Source organism: Rhizorhapis suberifaciens (assembly GCF_014200045.1).
Taxonomy (GTDB): domain Bacteria; phylum Pseudomonadota; class Alphaproteobacteria; order Sphingomonadales; family Sphingomonadaceae; genus Rhizorhapis; species Rhizorhapis suberifaciens.
This window is the reverse complement of the sequence record NZ_JACHOV010000007.1, coordinates 95,872-113,983: the sequence shown is the minus strand read 5'-3', so window position 1 is coordinate 113,983 and position 18,112 is coordinate 95,872. Positions and strand designations below refer to the sequence as shown.

16 protein-coding genes and 1 tRNA gene are annotated in these 18,112 nt (G+C 58.6%); 7 read left to right on the top strand and 10 right to left on the bottom strand.

Features of this window, described 5'->3' with window-relative positions; all coding sequences use genetic code 11:
- Nucleotides 1-6: 6 nt before the first annotated feature.
- The 5 genes from HNQ99_RS10305 to aroA all read right to left on the bottom strand — a co-directional run bounded on the left by HNQ99_RS10305 (nucleotide 7) and on the right by aroA (nucleotide 4,617).
- Nucleotides 7-288: an integration host factor subunit beta gene (locus HNQ99_RS10305; protein WP_184475568.1), complete on the bottom strand. Its 282-nt coding sequence runs from the start codon at nucleotides 286-288 to the stop codon at nucleotides 7-9.
- A gap of 209 nt (nucleotides 289-497) precedes the next feature.
- Nucleotides 498-2,204, bottom strand: coding sequence for a 30S ribosomal protein S1 (gene rpsA / locus HNQ99_RS10300; RefSeq protein WP_184475567.1), 1,707 nt, complete (start codon nucleotides 2,202-2,204; stop codon nucleotides 498-500).
- A gap of 195 nt (nucleotides 2,205-2,399) precedes the next feature.
- Nucleotides 2,400-3,035: a (d)CMP kinase gene (gene cmk, locus HNQ99_RS10295; protein WP_184475566.1), complete on the bottom strand. Its 636-nt coding sequence runs from the start codon at nucleotides 3,033-3,035 to the stop codon at nucleotides 2,400-2,402.
- Complete coding sequence (locus HNQ99_RS10290; RefSeq protein ID WP_184475565.1) at nucleotides 3,032-3,283, bottom strand: CBU_0592 family membrane protein; 252 nt, start codon at nucleotides 3,281-3,283, stop codon at nucleotides 3,032-3,034. The genes cmk and HNQ99_RS10290 overlap by 4 nt, the downstream gene beginning before the upstream one ends.
- The gene (aroA, locus tag HNQ99_RS10285) at nucleotides 3,280-4,617 is read right to left on the bottom strand and encodes a 3-phosphoshikimate 1-carboxyvinyltransferase (RefSeq protein ID WP_184475564.1); all 1,338 of its coding nucleotides are present in this window, start codon (nucleotides 4,615-4,617) and stop codon (nucleotides 3,280-3,282) included. Before aroA ends, HNQ99_RS10290 begins: the two co-directional genes overlap by 4 nt.
- Before the next feature lie 173 nt (nucleotides 4,618-4,790).
- Between aroA and HNQ99_RS10280 the strand changes: the two genes are divergently transcribed.
- Both HNQ99_RS10280 and HNQ99_RS10275 read left to right on the top strand, forming a co-directional pair.
- Entirely contained in the window at nucleotides 4,791-5,123 is a 333-nt protein-coding gene (locus tag HNQ99_RS10280) for a TIGR02300 family protein (RefSeq protein ID WP_184475563.1), read from the top strand.
- Nucleotides 5,124-5,217: 94 nt separating this feature from the next.
- A tRNA-Ala gene (locus HNQ99_RS10275) sits at nucleotides 5,218-5,293 on the top strand.
- A gap of 185 nt (nucleotides 5,294-5,478) precedes the next feature.
- Here HNQ99_RS10275 and HNQ99_RS10270 read toward each other — a convergent pair.
- The 4 genes from HNQ99_RS10270 to HNQ99_RS10255 form a co-directional block, all read right to left on the bottom strand.
- Nucleotides 5,479-6,786, bottom strand: a complete 1,308-nt coding sequence (locus HNQ99_RS10270; protein ID WP_184475562.1) for a family 1 glycosylhydrolase — start codon at nucleotides 6,784-6,786, stop codon at nucleotides 5,479-5,481.
- A 104-nt stretch (nucleotides 6,787-6,890) separates the two neighbouring features.
- Nucleotides 6,891-7,979 carry a 4-hydroxyphenylpyruvate dioxygenase gene (gene hppD / locus HNQ99_RS10265; RefSeq protein WP_184475561.1) on the bottom strand — a complete coding sequence of 363 codons (1,089 nt, stop codon included), beginning with the start codon at nucleotides 7,977-7,979 and terminating at the stop codon, nucleotides 6,891-6,893.
- Nucleotides 7,980-8,067: 88 nt separating this feature from the next.
- Nucleotides 8,068-9,192: a flavodoxin-dependent (E)-4-hydroxy-3-methylbut-2-enyl-diphosphate synthase gene (gene ispG / locus HNQ99_RS10260; RefSeq protein ID WP_184475560.1), complete on the bottom strand. Its 1,125-nt coding sequence runs from the start codon at nucleotides 9,190-9,192 to the stop codon at nucleotides 8,068-8,070.
- Nucleotides 9,193-9,275: 83 nt separating this feature from the next.
- Nucleotides 9,276-10,571, bottom strand: coding sequence for an OmpP1/FadL family transporter (locus tag HNQ99_RS10255; protein WP_184475559.1), 1,296 nt, complete (start codon nucleotides 10,569-10,571; stop codon nucleotides 9,276-9,278).
- 232 nt (nucleotides 10,572-10,803) lie between these two features.
- Here HNQ99_RS10255 and HNQ99_RS10250 point away from each other — a divergent pair, with 232 nt between their 5' ends.
- On the top strand, nucleotides 10,804-11,763 hold the full coding sequence (locus HNQ99_RS10250) for an isoaspartyl peptidase/L-asparaginase family protein (RefSeq protein ID WP_184475558.1): 960 nt from the start codon (nucleotides 10,804-10,806) through the stop codon (nucleotides 11,761-11,763).
- A gap of 12 nt (nucleotides 11,764-11,775) precedes the next feature.
- On the opposite strand, the gene HNQ99_RS10245 is transcribed toward HNQ99_RS10250, so the two are convergent.
- Nucleotides 11,776-12,468 carry a methyltransferase domain-containing protein gene (locus HNQ99_RS10245; RefSeq protein ID WP_184475557.1) on the bottom strand — a complete coding sequence of 231 codons (693 nt, stop codon included), beginning with the start codon at nucleotides 12,466-12,468 and terminating at the stop codon, nucleotides 11,776-11,778.
- Between the two features lie 388 nt (nucleotides 12,469-12,856).
- Here HNQ99_RS10245 and HNQ99_RS10240 point away from each other — a divergent pair, with 388 nt between their 5' ends.
- The 4 genes from HNQ99_RS10240 (at nucleotide 12,857) to HNQ99_RS10225 (ending at nucleotide 18,040) form a co-directional block, all read left to right on the top strand.
- Nucleotides 12,857-14,815 carry a right-handed parallel beta-helix repeat-containing protein gene (locus tag HNQ99_RS10240; protein WP_184475556.1) on the top strand — a complete coding sequence of 653 codons (1,959 nt, stop codon included), beginning with the start codon at nucleotides 12,857-12,859 and terminating at the stop codon, nucleotides 14,813-14,815.
- Between the two features lie 304 nt (nucleotides 14,816-15,119).
- The gene (locus HNQ99_RS16655) at nucleotides 15,120-16,538 is read left to right on the top strand and encodes a sugar transferase (RefSeq protein ID WP_322790357.1); all 1,419 of its coding nucleotides are present in this window, start codon (nucleotides 15,120-15,122) and stop codon (nucleotides 16,536-16,538) included.
- Nucleotides 16,539-16,608: 70 nt separating this feature from the next.
- On the top strand, nucleotides 16,609-16,860 hold the full coding sequence (locus HNQ99_RS10230; protein ID WP_184475555.1) for an XrtV sorting system accessory protein: 252 nt from the start codon (nucleotides 16,609-16,611) through the stop codon (nucleotides 16,858-16,860).
- 91 nt (nucleotides 16,861-16,951) lie between these two features.
- Nucleotides 16,952-18,040 (top strand): ATP-binding protein, encoded by a 1,089-nt coding sequence (locus HNQ99_RS10225; RefSeq protein ID WP_184475554.1) that lies wholly within the window; start codon nucleotides 16,952-16,954, stop codon nucleotides 18,038-18,040.
- Nucleotides 18,041-18,112 lie beyond the last annotated feature (72 nt).

Below are 18,112 nucleotides of genomic sequence, written 5' to 3'. Positions count from 1 at the left end.
ACGAAGTTAGCGAGCGTTGAGGCGCTCGCGCATTTCCTTGCCGGGCTTGAAATATGGTACGCGCTTGGCATTGACGCGAACCGCTTCGCCGGTGCGTGGATTGCGTCCGGTACGGGCATCACGAGCCCTTGTCGTAAATGCGCCGAAGCCTCTCAATTCCACCCGGCCCCCACTTGCGAGGCGATCGATAACCTCCCTGAAGAACAGGTCGACTATCCGTTCCACTTCCTGGAGCGTCAGGCCTGGATTTTCATCGGCCAATTTCTGCACGAGTTCTGATCTGATCATTCGAGTTCCCCAACCCCATTTCCCTCTTTGATCTTACTAAATATTTGATTGCAGGGAAATATTGAATGTTCGAAAGGGCAAGCGCATTCACCCTTATATCCGATATTTTACACGATTTTACAGGTCTTCTCATTTTGCGGCGCAAAGAAATGAGCCCGCCAGACCAAAAGTCTGACGGGCTCTATTTCTATTGATATATGTCTTTGTAATTATTCGGCTTTTTGTTTCAAGGCCTCGCCCAGAATGTCGCCCAGTGACGCGCCCGAGTCTGAAGAGCCATATTGCGCAACCGCCTGCTTCTCTTCGGCAATCTGAAGCGCCTTGATAGAGAAATTTGGTTTCTTGCTGCGGTCGAAGCCGATCACCATCGCATCGACCTTCTGGCCGACCTGGAAGCGGTCCGGACGCTGTTCGTCCCGATCACGGCCAAGGTCGCTCCGCTTGACAAAGCCGGTGGCTCCATCTTCGCCTGCCTGTACTTCCAGGCCGCCGTCGCGAACTTCAAGCACGGTGACTGTGACGGTCGCGCCCTTGTTCAGTCCGCTTGATGCGGCCGAAGCGCCGACGCCAGGTGCGCCCTTTTCAAGCTGCTTCATGCCAAGAGAAATGCGTTCTTTCTCGACGTCGATGTCCAGAACGACGGCCTGAACCATCTCGCCCTTGCGGTGCAGGTTGAGCGCGTCCTCGCCCGAAATGCCCCAGGCGATGTCGGACATGTGAACCATGCCGTCCACGTCGCCGTCGAGGCCAATGAAGAGACCGAATTCGGTGGCATTCTTGACTTCGCCTTCAACGACGCTGCCAATCGGATGACGGTCGGCAAAGCTGTCCCACGGATTGGACTGAGCCTGCTTCAGGCCCAGCGAGATGCGGCGCTTGTCCTGATCGACTTCGAGGACGATGACATCGACTTCCTGGCTGGTGGAAACGATCTTGCCCGGATGGACATTCTTTTTGGTCCAGCTCATTTCGGAAACGTGCACCAGGCCCTCAATGCCGGGTTCCAGCTCTACGAAGGCGCCATATTCGGTGATGTTGGTGACGCGGCCGCTGAGCTTCGCGCCGATCGGGTATTTGGCGCCTGCGCCTTCCCATGGATCGCTTTCCAGCTGCTTCATGCCAAGCGAGATGCGCTGCGTATCGCGGTTGATGCGGATGATCTGGACACGAACGGTGTCGCCAATGTTGATCATCTCATTGGGATGATTAACCCGCTTGTAGCTGAGGTCGGTGACGTGAAGCAGGCCATCAATGCCGCCCAAATCAACGAACGCACCATAATCGGTGATGTTCTTGACCACGCCCTCAATAACCTGACCCTCATGCAGCGTCTGGATAAGGCCGCTGCGCTGCTCGGCGCGGGTTTCTTCAAGAATGGCGCGGCGCGACACGACGATGTTGCCGCGGCGGCGATCCATCTTCAGGATCTGGAAAGGCTGTGGGATGTCCATCAACGGGGTTACGTCGCGCACGGGACGGATGTCCACCTGGCTGCCCGGAAGGAAAGCCACCGCGCCGTCCAGGTCGACGGTGAAGCCGCCCTTGACGCGGCCGAAGATGACGCCTTCAACGCGCGCGCTCTCGGTGAATTCGGATTCCAGCTTGTCCCATGCGGCTTCCCGGCGGGCGCGATCGCGGGACAGCATGGCTTCGCCACTGGCGTTTTCGACGCGGTCGACATAGACTTCGACCTCATCGCCAATTTTCAGCGTGGCTTTCTGGCCCGGCGCAGCGAATTCGCGCAGGGCAACGCGGCCCTCGCTCTTCAACCCTACGTCGATCACGGCCATGTCATTTTCAATGCCGGTAACGGTGCCTTTGACCACGCGGCCCTCGAAGCCGCCGTCTTCACCGCCAAGTGATTCGTTCAATAATGCTGCGAAATCATCGCGCGAGGGAAATGCCGTGGAGGCCATAAAGTCTCAGTCCTTACATCTCGTTGCTGGCCAGCCGGTTGTCTCCGGCGGTCTTCGGCCAAACCGCAGCGTGCGCCCCATGCGTACACCGCATCCGCAGAAAAGCGCGATTTTAGGGACGCATCAAGCCGGATAAGCGAAAAGGGCGCATAGACATGGGCCAGGTCCCCCGGCCTGTCTAGCGCCTCCTGCGGATCAGCCTTGCTGCTGATCTTGAAGCTGTGCATCCACAAGCACGATCGCCTGCCGGACGGCCGCCTCTATACTGAGATTGCTGGTGTCTAGCAAGGCTGCGCCTTCAGCCCGTTTGAGGGGTGCTATGGGCCGATTCAGATCGCGGTCGTCGCGGGCTCGGATGTCAGCGACCAGAGCGTCGAAATTCGGATGTAAGCCACGGCTCCGTAACTCCAGCATGCGTCTTTCCGCGCGTTTTTCAGCGCTGGCGGTTACATAAAGCTTGATAGGTGCATGCGGGGCGATGACTGTGCCGATGTCCCGTCCATCCAGCACGGCTCCCCCGGGCTGATCGGCAAAATCGCGCTGCCGCTTTATAAGCGCCTCGCGCACAGCGGGATGGATCGAAACGCGGGAAGCAAGCGCCCCGGAGCCTTCGCTCCGCAACTCAGGATGCGAAAGCAGCGCCTCGTCGAAATGGCAAGCCGCAAGCGCGTCCGCTTCATTATCAGGGTTGCCGCCCGCCCGGGCTACGGACAGGCCAACGGCGCGATAAAGCAGGCCGGTATCGAGGTGCGGCAGCCCATAATGCTCGGCCAGCGCCCGGCCGATGGTTCCCTTGCCAGATGCGGCCGGTCCGTCGACGGCAATGATCATGCCCGTCTCCGCGCCTTCATGGCCTTGCCTATGCCCAACAGCGCGACGCCCATCCAAACGAATTCAAGCAGCAGCGAAGCCAGGTTGAAGTGCACGGTCAGCGAAATGCACAGCAGCGCCGCTCCGATGAGATTAGTGAGGTTGTAGAGAAGGGCGTCCACGCGCTCCGCCATATTATTGTAGATATAAGCGCCCACAATGCTGGCGCTGCCCATCAGTCCGATGACATCGGCAAGCAACGGGTTCATCTGAACGCTCCCAATGTGGCCAACAGGTCCGTGAAGCCAGGAAAGCTGGTTGCCACGGGCCCCATATCGTCGATCGCCACGCCCTTGGCCGACACAAGGCCGGCGACGGCAAAGCTCATGGCAATGCGGTGGTCCAGCTTTGTCGCAATCGGCCCACCACCAGGGAATGGATCGCCATCGCGTCCATCAATGACGAGGCCATCCTCCAATTCTTCGACCTTCGCACCGATGAGGCGTAGTCCCTCCGCCATTGTGCTGATTCGATCGGATTCCTTGACGCGCAGTTCCTCCAGGCCTCTGAAGGTGCTGCGTCCCTGCGCCATGGCCGCCGCAATGAAGGCGATCGGAAATTCGTCGATCATGCTCGGCGCCAAAGCGGGGTCAGGATCGATGCCCGTTAGGTTTGACGCCGTTACGACCAGATCGCCTACCGGCTCCCCGCCCGTTTCTCGCGCATTGATCACCTCCACACTGCCGCCCATTTGACGTAGCAACGTTATGAGCCCGGCGCGTGTGACATTGAGGCCGACATTGTTGATGATGATTCGCGATCCGGGCACCAGCAATGCGGCTACCATCGGAAAGGCGGCCGAGGACGGATCGCCGGGGACGACGATATCCTGCGGCTTCAGATTCGCCTCGCCTTCAATGGAAATAGTCCGGCTGCCATCGGGCTGCACGTCCACGTCCAGTTTCGCGCCAAACCCCGCCAGCATCCGCTCGCTATGGTCGCGGGTGGGCACAGGCTCTACGACGCGCGTCGTGCCCGGCGTATTGAGGCCAGCCAGCAGGATCGCTGACTTCACCTGCGCCGATGCCACCGGCAAGCGATATTCCATGGGAATGGCAGGACAAATACCGCGCATGGTGAGGGGTAAGCGGCCGCCGGGGCTCGCCGTGAACTCCGCACCCATCATGGACAATGGCTCAATGACTCGTCCCATCGGCCGCTTGCTCAGTGATGCGTCGCCGACGAAGGTCGCCGTTATCGAGTGACTGGCAAGGAGGCCCATCAGTAAGCGAGTCGATGTACCGCTATTGCCCATGTCGAGCGCCTGTTGGGGCTGCATCAGCCCACCCACGCCAACGCCATGGATATGCCATACGCTAGCGGCGTCACGCGCGATGTCCGCCCCCATGGCCCGCATCGCCGCGGCGGTCGCCAAAACATCCTCACCTTCCAGCAGGCCTTTCACCCGACTTTCGCCTACGGCAAGGGCGGACAGCATCAGCGAGCGATGCGAAATGCTCTTGTCACCCGGAACGGACACCGAGCCCGAAAGCGACGAGGCCTTAATGAAGCTTTTGGTTTGGGCAGGCGGTTCGATGGACAAGGCGATAGACTTCTTGTTAGGCCCTGAAGGTTGTTAGGACAGGGCACGGACGAAAAAATGCGATCCGGCTTTTGACAGCGCGACATTGCTATGGCAAGGCGCGCGTCACTTTGCGGTACGACGGGGTCGTAGCGTACTTTCTTGGCTTTGTTGAAAAAGGACAGAGGCGGCACATGGTGAAGCCTGAATGGGGTACGAAGCGGACTTGCCCAAAATGCGCCACACGCTTCTACGATCTGGGTGCGGATGATCCTGTCACCTGCATCGAGTGCGCAAATACGTGGATGCCGGAGCCGGTTTTGAAGTCGAAGCAGCCGCTTCCCTTCGAAGAAGCACCCAAGAAAGCCGTTCCGTTGGAAGGTGTCGACGCGGATCTGGTGGGTGATGACGATCTGGACATCGATGTCGATGACGATACCGATTCGCCCGATAACGACGTAGATCTTGGCGGTGACGACGATCTGGGCGTGGCCGCCGCCGACGATGACGGCGACGAGGACAATTAATTCTCGCTGTGGGCATAATAGCCACTTGCAAAAGAGGCGCATGCTGACCTAAAGGCATGCGCCTTACCCACCGGGGTTACCAGACCGGTGTATTGGGGCCGTAGCTCAGCTGGGAGAGCGCTACAATGGCATTGTAGAGGTCAGGGGTTCGATCCCCCTCGGCTCCACCAAATTCTTACCGATGAGAGCGCCCCGCAGGGCATATTAGAGGTCAGGGGTTCGATCCCCCTCGGCTCCACCAAATTCTTACCGATGAGAGCGCCCCGCAGGGCATATAGAGGTCAGGGGTTCGATCCCCTCGGCTCCACATTCTTTGGAAGCTCAAACTTTTCCCCTGACCCCTCATGCCCCGTCGTCAGAGGGAATTTCGTGCGGCAATGGCGCCAAATATCTTTGCACTGGGCTTTGGCGTGCGCGTAAAATTGTTTCTATCAACGGAAACCAATCCAAATTTGGCTCGATAACCAAAGCCCCATTCGAAATTGTCCAGTAACGACCAGTGGATATAGCCGAGCACCGGAACGCGTTCGCGGTCCATCAGCAGCTTCAAATCTTTAAGCGCCGCCGGAATGAGGGTTGCCCGGACGGTGTCGTCATCAATGCCGACGCCGTGCTCGGTGACGATGATCGGCAAGCCCGTCGCTGCATGGGCGAACCGCACCGCACCAGCAAGCGAGGGCGCATAGACCTCGCTGCCCGTGTAGTTGACGATCGCGCCTTCGGGAGCCGGAAGCTTGCCCTTCGAATCCCAGAGCGCTCGTTCATAATTCTGCACGCCCATGAAATCATCGCCCTTTACGGCATCCAGCCAGGGACCATAGATTTCTGCGCGCTTGGTATCCCGGACGCTATCTTTGCCCACTGCCTGATCGTCATACATGGCCAGGCTGAGGCCGACCGGCAGGTCGGGGCGTATGGTCTTGATCGCTGCCCGAGCGGCTTTGTGCCCGGCGATCATTTGCTCCATCATCGGATCGATGTCCTGCGCGATGAATATGTTGGCGCTGGCGAATTTCTTGCTGCCGCAGGCGTGCGCCGCCGCCCTTAGCATTGGTCCGGTTCCCTCGATAGTCGATGCCGGCAACACGGCGCGGAGCAGGGCAGGGATGTTCGGCTCGTTGAGCGTGAGCGCATAGCCGATACCGCTTGCCAAATGCCTTGCCGCCACCTGGCAGAAAAGCGCGAAGCGGGAGGGCGCCTGGGGATTGGTCCAGCCGCCGTCGGCCGCGAACCAGCGGGGCGTGGTGAAATGGTTGAACGTTACCACAGGCGTCAGTCCCCGAGACCTGCAGCCCTCGATTATCTCTTTATAATGGTTCAGCATTGCGATTGAAAACCGACCCGGCTCGGGCTCGATGCGCGCCCATTCAAGCGAGAAGCGGTAGCTGTTGAGCCCCATATGCTTGACGAGATCCAGGTCGCGTGGCCACAAGGCGAAACTGTTTGCCGCGTCCAGAGATGGCTCTGCAAACACGGTTGGGTCAAGGTTTTCAAGCAGCCATGAGTCGCTGTTGACGTTATTCCCTTCAACCTGATGACCGGCGGTCGCGGCCCCCCAAAGGAATCCTTTCGGAAATTTTCGGCTGGGCCGCTTGGGTGCGGCAAGGGCGGGCGTGGCGGCTAGAAAGGCTCCAGCGGCAAGGAGGGTACGGCGATCCAGCATCCAGCGTCCTGTTTGTCATGGCTCCGACATGTCGGGAGGGCCATGATCGCGCGACCGGGTGGTTTCGTCTAGTGGGCAAGTGGCGGACTGCTAACGTGCAGAAGTCAACTGCTCTTTTTCCCCGTCTGCAGAGCGCCGCGTCGCACCTGGTCCCGTTCCATGGATTGGAACAGCGCGGTGAAATTGCCCTCGCCAAAGCCTTCATCGCCTTTACGTTGGATGAACTCGAAAAAAACGGGGCCGATCATTGTCTGCGAAAAAATTTGCAGCAGCAGGCGCTGCTTGCCGTCCTCTGTCGTGCCATCAAGCAGGATGCCGCGTTTCTGCAAGTCCGCGACGGGCTCTCCATGGCCAGGCAACCGTTCGTCCAGCATCTCATAATAGGTGTCGGGCGGTGGCGCCATGAAGGGCGTGCCGCAGGCCTTCAGCCTGTCCCAGCAGCGGGTGAGATCGTCGCACCGAAAGGCGATGTGCTGAATGCCCTCGCCATTATATTCCCGCAGGAACTCCTCGATCTGGCCTCCTCCGGTCTTTGCTTCCTCATTAAGTGGAATCCGGATCTTGCCGTCGGGCGCGGTCATTGCCCGGCTGGTAAGACCCGTATATTCGCCCTTGATGTCGAAATAGCGGATTTCGCGGAAGTTGAAGACGCGCTCATAGAAGCGCGCCCAATGGTCCATGCGGCCACCATAGACATTGTGCGTAAGGTGGTCGATCAGCTTGAGCCCGGCTCCCGCTGGATGGCGATCCACGCCCTCAAGATATTCAAAGTCGATGTCATAGATGGACAGAGCGTCGCCATAACGATCGATCAGGTAGATGATCGCGCCGCCAATGCCGCGTATGGCGGGGATGTGCAATTCCATGGGGCCGGTACGGACCTCAACGGGTTCAGCCCCGCGGTCCAACACGCGCTCATAGGCCACCCTGGCGTTGCGAACCCGAAAACCCATGCCGCACGCTGATGGACCATGTTCCGCGGCGAAATAAGCCGCAGGAGACCTCGGTTCATAATTTGCAATGAGGTTGATCTCACCCTGCCGCCAAAGGTCGACCTCTTTCGACCGGTGCCGCGCAATCTGAACAAAGCCCGTGGCCGTAAAGACCGGCTCCAGCAAGCCTCTGTCGGGCGCGCAGAATTCGATGAACTCGAAGCCGTCCAATCCTATTGGATTTTCTTCGGAATGTAACATGGCCTGACAATCCAGAAGTTACAAACCTAACTATATGGAGTGAGACCCTTGCTGTCCAGCAAGCCCAACCCTTAAGCGGCCATTGCGACTAGGCAGCGACGGGTGCGGCAGCGGCATTCGCTGCTTCGATCTCCGCTGCCTTGGTTTCCACCAGCCTGACGATATGTTCCACCATGGCGGCGTCCTGCACATGGTGATCGGTTACGCCGGACAGGTACACCATATGCTTGCCATTGCCCCCGCCGGTAATGCCGATGTCGGTTTCCCGTGCCTCGCCCGGGCCGTTTACGACGCAGCCCAGGACCGATAGCGATAGCGGCGTGTGAATATGCTTCAAGCGCTCTTCCAGCACCTGTACGGTTCGAATGACGTCAAAGCCCTGCCGCGCGCAACTGGGGCAGGAAACTACACGCACGCCCCGGGTGCGAATTCCCAGCGATTTCAGTATCTCATAGCCGACGCGCACTTCCTCCTCCGGTTCGGCGGAAAGAGAAACGCGGATAGTGTCGCCGATGCCGGCCCACAGCAGGTTACCCATGCCGATCGCGCTCTTCACGGTGCCGCCGATCAGGCCGCCCGCTTCGGTAATGCCAAGGTGCAGCGGGCAATCGACCGCCTCCGCCAGTCCCATATAGGCGGCAACGGCCAGGAACACGTCACTTGCCTTCACCGCGACCTTATATTCGTGGAAGTCCTGATCCTGCAGCAGCTTGATATGGTCGAGCGCGCTTTCGACCAGCGCTTCGGGACATGGCTCACCATATTTTTCCAGAAGGTCCTTTTCGAGACTGCCCGCGTTGACGCCGATGCGGATGGCGCAGCCATTGGCCTTGGCCGCGTCAACCACTTCCTTGACCCGCGCGTCGTTGCCAATATTGCCGGGATTTATGCGCAGGCAGGCGGCGCCTGCATCAGCGGCTTCCAGAGCACGTTTATAATGGAAATGAATGTCCGCAATGATCGGCACCCGCGCCGCGCGAACGATTTGTTTCAATGCGGCAGTGGATTCCTCGTCGGGGCAGGATACGCGGATAAGATCCGCGCCCGCCTCTTCGCATCGGCGAATCTGGTCGATCGTCGCCTTGGGATCGGAGGTGAGCGTATTCGTCATCGTCTGTACGGTGACCGGCGCATCGCCGCCGACTGGTACGTTTCCGACCAGAATTTGACGGGATTTCCGCCGCTCTATATCGCGCCAAGGGCGTATGGACATGGGGATTGGCTCATGTTGATGCTCTCGACGCCATATAGACGCCCCAATCCCCTAATCCAACTGGCTATTGCACCGTTTCAGGATCAAAAGCGGGCGGTCACCGATGTGGCCACCATGTCGACATTTCCGTTGCCACGCGTGAGCGTGTGGACGCTGACTCCCCCTCCATAGTAGCTGTCGGTTCGGTCCATCAGTTGCTTTTCGATAAAAACATGCGCCAAGGACAGGTTCAGCGAAAGATTTTGAGACAATTCGTAGCTTGCGCCTACCGTGGCCCATGTCCGATCGCCATCGGGCACGCGGGTGCTGAGCAGATCGGGATTGGTAGGCGTTTTGTCGAACATCGCCCCCGCCCGAAGCGTCAGGCGCCTTGAGAAGTCATGCTCGGCGCCCAGGGCCATGCTCCAGCTATCCTTATAGCCGAGTTCCTTGATCAGGGAATTGCCGGCTTCAGGCCGCACTTCAATTCGCTTGAACACTGACCAGTTGTAGAAACGACCTGTTGCCATCAGCCGGGTCGCAGGGCTCATGTCGACGCGCAAGCTGGCAGTTACAATGTCCGGTAAATTGAACGGCGATTCTATGTCTTGGGTGCCGTTGGCCGAAGCCAGGCCTCCCATCAGTCCAGAGAGAGTTTGGCTTCCCGAAAGGCGATGCTTCATGCCTGAGCGGTAATGAAGCCCGAACTGGGCCTTGCCGCCGTGCACAAGCAAGCCGACGTTCCAGCCTACAGACAAGTCATCGCCGCTGACCCGGTAAGTTCCATCAGGAGAGCCCGCCGCCAGATTGGGCAACGCATTGCTAAGCTTTACGTCGGCATGCTGGATATCGATGCCGCCGCCTATGGCGAATGTGTCGCCAAGCTTCACTGCCACACTTGGCTGAACGTTAATGGTCATCAGTTCGGAATGAAGCGAGTCATAGCGACCGAAGAAGTCGCTGTTATAGGTCAGTTTCAGTCCAAAGGGAGCGCTTATCCCCAAGCCAAGCCATACAGGGGAAGCGGCGATGCGGGCGGTGGCATAAAAAGCGGGGACCGGCACGACCGTTGCGAACGGATTTCCTCCATCGGGGCCGCCGACGGCGGCAGATCCGGTCTGTCCCACGGCGGTGCGGGTAGAGCCTTCATTTGTCTGGCCACTGTCCACGAAAAGAAGCGTTCCGCCGGTTGAAATCTGAACGCCTTCCAGCTCTGTCATTCCCGCGGGATTGAAGAAGATAGTGGAGGGGTCATCGGCTGCAGCCGCTCCACCAGAAAAGGCGCGGCCGATTTCCTTGGGCGATTGTTCCTGCAAGTAAAAGCCGCCGGCAATAGCTGGAGACGCTGCCATCAAGGAAGAGGATAAGGCGAGAATATAGCATCGGCCTGTTGATGGCATCAATTCGGTTCCCTCACGAATCTGAAATTGCTCATCTGGTCATGAGCTATCTCGCTGCACCCTCTATACGTCATCAATTCATTTGCAATAGTCGCTTCCGACCTCTTTACTCGTTATACCTTCGGCAATGATAAGACGCCGCCTCAACCCGCTGTGAACATTGTTTCGGGATGAATAGGTGAAGACTGTGATGAGTGTCCGATATTTCCTGATAAGCCTCGGAGTTTTCCTAATGATTAATTCGACCGCGGCAAATGCGCGTGAGGCGAATGATGAGAGGTGGCGACTGGTGATTCATGGCGGCGCGGGAACCATGTCACGCGACCGCCTCACGCCGGAACAGGACAAGGAGATCCGGGACGCGTTGGGCCGGGCCCTTGATGCCGGATCGGCGGTGTTGGCTGGCGGGGGATCAGCTTTGGACGCCGTCACGGAAAGCGTTGAAGTTCTTGAAGATGACCCCAATTTCAATGCGGGCCGAGGGGCGGTCCTTACCTATGACGGGGAGATTGAGCTCGACGCCTCTGTGATGGACGGCCGCACGCGGAGCGCAGGTGCAGTCGCTGGCGTATCGACGACCAAAAACCCCGTGCTGTTGGCCAGGAGGGTAATGGAAGAGAGCCCCCATGTATTCCTGAGCCGCAAGGGCGCAGACCGCTTCGCTGTTGAACAGGGTTTGGAACAAGTCGATCCACCTTATTTTGAAACGCCCGAGCGTCGGCGGCAATGGCAGGAATTCCGGGCGCGGAAAGTCGGCTATTTTGACGTGGATATGAAATATGGAACCGTTGGAGCTGTAGCGATTGACATGGAAGGACATGTCGCGGCGGCGACCTCGACCGGCGGTTTGACAGGAAAACGCTGGGGACGGATCGGCGATTCGCCTGTGATAGGCGCAGGGACCTATGCCGATGATCGGGCGTGCGCCGTGTCGGCAACCGGTTCGGGAGAGTTTTTTATACGCATCGGGGTCGCGCATGAAATCTGCGCGCGAGTTCGGTTGAAGGGTGAAAGCTTGCAACAGGCCGCAGATGCAGTGATCGCGGAACTCACCGAAATGGGCGGCATCGGCGGCGTCATCGTGACCGGACCCAGTGGCGAGATGATCTGGTCCTTTAATTCCCCGGGAATGTATCGTGGCAGGGTGAGTAGTTCCCAAACGAAACAGATAGCTATTTTCGGGGATGAGTAGCCGGTTCCGATTTTAAGATGATGTGGGGCCGCGGATCGCGATCATTGACTTGGGAAGACCGCAGAAGCGTTCAAAGCCGAGGCTGCTGTCGGGAAACAGGAGTCGCATCTGAGCGGCGTCCAGCAGCTTTGCACCTTCGACGATCCGATGCGCCTTTCCAAGCGTCGAGATTCGTCCTGCATGGGCAAGCGGAAAACGCATAAGCAGCTTCGCGCGAACCTGAGGCGGCATCCAGTGGAAGAATGGCATTTTGTAGAAATGCGGATCGACAGGGAACCAGAAATAGGGGGTCTGCACATAATGCCAGGGAGCGATGCGGCGGGTTTCGGCCGCGAACTTCTCCATCTTCTCCCATGTGACGACATGTTCGATCACGCTGTTGGAGTGGGCAAGATCGAAGCTGTTGTTGGAAACGTTCTTCAGGTCGCAAGCATCCCCGGTGTCGAAGGTGAATAATTCGACATCCCGATTTCCACGGCCCAGCTCGGCCTCATGAAGATTGGTAATGGTGATCTGGACGCGGTGGGAGCGGAGAAAATCAAGGCCGACCCGCTGCCAATATTCCGGAGTGCCGCCCATGTCGATGATGCGTACCGCGCCTTTGCTGGCATGAACCGCCGAAACAAGGGCCCGCAGCCGAACATCCCGCCGCGCGCGCAGCCGGGAGGAAAGGCTGTTGGGATCGGCGGTGTCGGTAAGGCGCATCCGGCTTGGTCTCCACGGGCGACTGTTATCGCCTGATCGCATAGATGATCTATCCGCCGCCAGGTACAGGAATATCGCCCCGATCCCTGAATAAAATTGTTCCGTTTTGGGTGAAGCGGGACGAGCCTCCCTTGAGCGATGCTGCCATAGCCACCGGCACATGCGATTCAGGCGAAGTTTCCTTTTATTCCTTGTCCTTTTCGGCGTCGCGGCAACGGGGCTCTGGGCCGTGGGCGGCGGTCAAATTGCGAAGGGTTTTTGCGCTTTGTTAATAGATAAGGTTAACGGGGCTCTAAGTGACGAGCGCTATTCCGGGGACAGCTTCGCGATTGGTCTGAAAGCCGATGAATTGACATCCGCTGGGATCGTGAAGCCCGGGAATAAATCCATGGCTACCATCACGGTTTCTTCATCCTCCGCCTTGTTGAGCGCGGTAAAAAACGCAGCTGACGGCGATGTCATTCAGCTTGCGTCAGGCAATTACGGTAAGGTGTCGCTGAGCGGCGTTCATTTTGCGAGCGGTGTCACCATCAGCTCGGCCGATCCCAATCAGGCGGCGGTGCTTTCAGGACTGAAAATTACGGCCAGCTCGGGTCTTTCCTTTGAAGGCATCGAGTTCGCACTAAGCCCGGCCGACAAATATTTTCCGATCACCGTTGGGACGTCGTCGGACATCCATTTTTCAAAGCTCGATGTCCATGGCCTGAAGGATGGGGACGCAGCGAACGAGGCGATGGCAATGATGATCCGAGCCAGCCAGAACGTGAGCGTCACGGACTCCTCGTTCGAGGAACTCCATCACGCAGTAAACTTCCTCGACAGCGCCGCCATTACCATTTCCGGCAACAGCTTCCGCACGGTCCGCAGCGATGGCGTCCGGGGCGGGGGAACGAACGATCTGGTGATTTCGGACAATCATTTCACCGACTTCTATCCTGTCGGAGCGGATCATCCGGACGCCATTCAGATCTGGACGACCAATACCACCACATCGGCCAGCAACATCACGATCACCGGCAATGTGGTGGAGCGTGGGCAGGGCGGCATTATCCAGGGCATATTCCTGCGCGACCAGAGCGGCGGCGACCGGCCCTATCAGCATGTCACGATCAGTGACAACATCGTTCTGGGCGGCATGTATAACGGCATTTCGGTCGGCAACGCCAATGGACTGATCATGAGGGACAATGTGGTGGCGGCCTTTGGCGACCAGAAGAGTTGGATGCGGATCGAAAATAGCACCGGCGTCGAATTGACGGGCAATGCGGCATCTTCTTACGTCCTCAACAATGTCGGTTATACCCAGAATATTGATAACAGCACGACCGGCCCGGTGACGGGTACTGGGACGGACCTGTTGAAGACCTGGATCGATACGCATCAGCAGCTTTGGGATGACCTGCCCACCGATTTCATTTCGAGCTATGACCTGAAAACCGCGGCGATTTCCTACGCGTCCGATGTCATCGGGACGTCCGGCATTGACAAACTGGGGGTGGTCGCGGGCAGTTCCACCCATGTCCAGGGCGGGGCCGGGAACGACATTCTTACTGGCGGCGGTGCATCGAGCCTGCATGCCAATCTACTGGAGGGCGGAACTGGGGATGATGTTTACAGCATCAGCAACAAGTTGGACCGTGTATTGGAGGCAGCGAGCGGCGGAACCGACGAGGTGCAGGCGAAGGTCGACTATACGCTGGGGGCCAATGTCGAAAATCTGCGGCTGATGACCGGAGCCGTTGCGGGGACGGGCAACGAGCTTTCCAACACGATCCGCGGTAATGATGCGGCCAATGTTCAAAATGGCCTGGGCGGCGACGATCTGATCTATGGCGCGGCCGGGAATGACACGATCAGTGGCGGAGCAGGAAAGGACCGCCTCTATGGCGATGCCGGCAAGGACAGCATTCAGGGCGGCGACGGAAACGACCTGCTTTATGGAGGCGACGGCGACGACATCGTTTATGGCGGGGCGGGTGACGACCTGATCGAAGGAGGGCTGGGCGCTGACCGGCTGTATGGCGGAACCGGCGCAGACCAGTTCAGTTATCGGCCCGATCATCTGCTGAGCAACGGGGCCGGCGTGGATGTGATCGCCGATTTCTCCGCTGTTCAGGGCGACAAAATTCTCCTTGCCATGCTGGACGCCAATAGCGGGACGGCCATCAACGACAAGTTCAGCTTTGTAGGGACCGCGGCCTTTTCGGCGGAAGCGGGGCAGCTCCGCTATGCTGTGGAAGGGGGCAACGCCTATATCTGCGGCGATGTAAATGGCGATGGACTGGCCGATTTCACGCTGTGCGCGACCAGCGTCACGTCCCTCAGCGCGGATGACTTCAGCCTCTAACCCTAATGGGAAAATCCATCCGATCCGGCTGAAACTTTCAGCCTCCCTCGCAATAGTTTCAACGCCCCGCGCCGCTTCTTCGATCCGGCGCGGGGCGGTCTCTTTCCGCCGCAAATCTGGGACTTTGATGCGACCAGACGCCTCCTTGGGGGCTTGTCGAGAGCCAGTGTTTGGGCTGGTTACGCACTTGCAACATGCTTGGGCTTGTATTAGCGGTTAGCCAAGGATCGGGGACTGGCCGACGTCCGTAACCCGCACCTGGAGTCGCCATGCCCAACGCAATGTCTGATCCAGGGAGTTTTGCGTGAATTTGCATAGTGCGAAGCTAAGGGTTGCCCAAGGTCTCGATACGCCTTTTCCCGCCGGTAATCGCCGCGAGGCGATTTTTCGGGCCGACGAACGGGTTCGCCTGTTCTTATACGTAGCGCTGTTTCTGACCGATATTGCGGCCGTTCTTCTGGGCTTCGTGGGATCCAACCTTATCCGCCATAACGGTATTCTGAACCTCAACAACTTGGCTGCCTCCTTAGCGCTTGTGCCAGTGTTTGCGGGGATCGCCATCAACAGCAATGCCTATGATATTGAGGCGCTGAAAGACGCGTCGCTTGGCATTTTGCGATCGGTCCTTTCGCTCGTCTTCGCCGGGGCGACGCTGATCTTCCTGGCCTTCTACCTCAAGGCGTCGACCGATTTGTCTCGCGCCGTGTTCGGCATGGGCGTTGCGACCAGCATGGGCGCGATCATCATTGCCCGAACCATCTTCGTACGCTTTGTCCGGAGGAATTTCAGTCAAAGCCTGATCAATGAGGTCATCATTGTCGATGACGTGCCCTTTGCATCGACCGATCCATACAGCCTTGTCTATGAGGCGGATTATCTTGGATTGTCGCCGGACGTGCGCAATCCGCTGATGCTCGACAAGCTGGGCAGGCTGATGCACAGCGCCGACCGGGTAGTCGTCGTCTGCTCGAAGGAACGGCGCGAGGAATGGACCATGGTTCTGCAGAGCGCCGGCGTCCCTGGCGAAGTCAATGCACCCGAAATGGCGGAAATTGGGGTTAGCGAGGTCGGTCGTTTCGAGGGGGGACCCACTTTCAAAGTGTCGGCGGGCGCATTGAGCCTGAGGCACCGGATTATGAAGCGGATGCTGGATCTGGCGATAACGGTGCCAGTGCTGGTCGCGCTGTCACCTGTGATGTTGATCGTCGCCATCGCCATCAAGCTGGAAAGCCAAGGCGGTGTCTTCTTCAAGCAGGAGCGGCTTGGGCGCGGCAATCGGCTGTTCCTTGTTTATAAATTCCGTAGCATGCGAGCCGATAAATGTGACGATAACGGCAATGTTTCGACGCAGCGCGACGATGATCGAATCACTCGGGTGGGGCAGTTCATTCGCAGCACCAGCATTGATGAGTTGCCGCAGCTCTGGAACGTGCTTCGGGGCGAAATGAGCCTGGTCGGCCCTCGCCCCCACGCGCTTGGCTCCCGTGCCGGCGGAGCCCTGTTCTGGGATGTGGACCTTCGTTACTGGTATCGCCATGCCACCAAGCCGGGGCTGACCGGACTGGCACAGGTGCGCGGCTATCGCGGCTCGACAGACCTGCACAGCGATCTCACCAATCGGCTGGAATCCGATCTGGAATATCTGAGCGGCTGGACCCTATGGCGGGATATCTACATCATCTTGCTGACCGTGCGGGTCATCATGCACCGAAATGCATATTGATTGCCTTGCAAGAATCGGCTGATTGACGGCTTTTCAGCCGTATGGCGATTGGCTGTGCGGCGAGGCTTAGATGAGCACGATATATGACTGGGTGACGATCGGGCTGTTCGCGGCTCTTATCGTGCTTTTCCTGCAGCGCTCCACCGACGAGGGTCCGGAGGTGGATAGCATCTGGCATTATCTGCCGCCCAGCATTGGGTGCGCGGTGGCCAATTATTTCGGCAATGAAGGCATGAATGGGGCGGCGGTTGCGGTGCTGGCTGCGACGGCCGCTTATACCTGGCTGGTCCTGAAGCCGTTTATGGCGACCGGAACGCGATGAGCGGTCCGCGAAGTCTCTGTGCAAGCGGCGTCGGGGCCCTCTTGGCCTTGGCAGTCGGGGGTTCGGGTCATTCTAATGGATGGAGATAAGCTTGTACTGGTTCAAACCGCGTAGCCGGAAAGAGCATTCGGAGGAAGTACAGGCGCTTGGAACGGAATGGCGGGGGCAGGAGTCGGGAGCGGACCGCCCGGACAAACCCGACCGCTTCTTGCCCCGCTTTCGGAGCAATGTCCGCCATCAGTTTCGCCCGCATGAGACCGACAGGGATGATCGCATGCGGATCAAGTTGCGCGGGGCCTTTACACCCGCTCAGCCAATCGAGAGGCGGGAGCGGTTTGCGGGCCGGACGAAAGCGCTGGGGCGATTGATCGGCGCTATCGAGGACCAGAGGCTGCATGCCGTCATCTACGGCGACCGCGGCATCGGCAAGACATCGCTGTTGCATGTGTTGGCTGAGACCGCCCGAGAGGCCGGTTATGTCGTGCTGTATGAAAGTTGCGATGCCGGGACCGGCTTTGATGAACTGTTTAGATCGATTTTAGCGCAGATACCTCAGCTTTATCACGGCGGCATTACACCTGCCGATCAAGCGGTGGAAGAGGGAGGCACGCTGCTTGACATGGCTGCCCACGCTATGTTGTCGCCACGATCAGTGTCGGAGTTATTGGCCGCGACGGCTGGCGCCCGCTTGATTCTGATGCTCGACGAATTCGACCGTGCGACTTCTCGTGAGTTCCGTCGGGCCGTTGCGGAGCTGATCAAGAATCTGTCCGACCGCTGCGCTCGCGTGCAGCTTGTCGTCGCCGGGGTGGCAGCCAACTTCGCAGAACTGGTCGAGCACCTTCCTTCCATTCGCCGCAATGTCCTGAGCCTTGAATTACCGCGCATGGGCGATGAAGAAATCGAGGAGATGATTGGCATCGGAGAGGCGGAAAGCGGCCTTGCCTTCAGCGCCGAGGCCCGGTCCCGCATCCGCTTCATGGCCCATGGCTATCCCTATATCGCAACGCTGCTCGCCCATCATTCCGGACTTTTGGCGATCGACAGAGCGGCTGACAAAGTGACTTTGGATGACGTGATTTTGGCGGTGCAGGAATTGGACGGCCATATCGGTGAGACAGCCTGGGATACAAGCCCAATGGTGCCGGCTTCCGGGCAGATGAGCGCGGGCGGCTTGTAATTGGGCGACGGCTGTGCAACATCCGCGCGCTGAACAGGACCCCGGGAGCGGTAAAATCGCACCGGATTGCAC

Bases quoted from the DNA above. Each gene is read 5' to 3' on its own strand.
- HNQ99_RS10305 (WP_184475568.1), bottom strand. From the start codon at position 288: ATGATCAGATCAGAACTCGTGCAGAAATTGGCCGATGAAAATCCAGGC.
- rpsA (WP_184475567.1), bottom strand. From the start codon at position 2,204: ATGGCCTCCACGGCATTTCCCTCGCGCGATGATTTCGCAGCATTATTG.
- cmk (WP_184475566.1), bottom strand. From the start codon at position 3,035: ATGATCATTGCCGTCGACGGACCGGCCGCATCTGGCAAGGGAACCATC.
- HNQ99_RS10290 (WP_184475565.1), bottom strand. From the start codon at position 3,283: ATGAACCCGTTGCTTGCCGATGTCATCGGACTGATGGGCAGCGCCAGC.
- HNQ99_RS10280 (WP_184475563.1), top strand. From the start codon at position 4,791: ATGGTGAAGCCTGAATGGGGTACGAAGCGGACTTGCCCAAAATGCGCC.
- HNQ99_RS10270 (WP_184475562.1), bottom strand. From the start codon at position 6,786: ATGCTGGATCGCCGTACCCTCCTTGCCGCTGGAGCCTTTCTAGCCGCC.
- hppD (WP_184475561.1), bottom strand. From the start codon at position 7,979: ATGTTACATTCCGAAGAAAATCCAATAGGATTGGACGGCTTCGAGTTC.
- ispG (WP_184475560.1), bottom strand. From the start codon at position 9,192: ATGTCCATACGCCCTTGGCGCGATATAGAGCGGCGGAAATCCCGTCAA.
- HNQ99_RS10255 (WP_184475559.1), bottom strand. From the start codon at position 10,571: ATGCCATCAACAGGCCGATGCTATATTCTCGCCTTATCCTCTTCCTTG.
- HNQ99_RS10250 (WP_184475558.1), top strand. From the start codon at position 10,804: ATGATTAATTCGACCGCGGCAAATGCGCGTGAGGCGAATGATGAGAGG.
- HNQ99_RS10245 (WP_184475557.1), bottom strand. From the start codon at position 12,468: ATGCGCCTTACCGACACCGCCGATCCCAACAGCCTTTCCTCCCGGCTG.
- HNQ99_RS10240 (WP_184475556.1), top strand. From the start codon at position 12,857: ATGGCTACCATCACGGTTTCTTCATCCTCCGCCTTGTTGAGCGCGGTA.
- HNQ99_RS10230 (WP_184475555.1), top strand. From the start codon at position 16,609: ATGAGCACGATATATGACTGGGTGACGATCGGGCTGTTCGCGGCTCTT.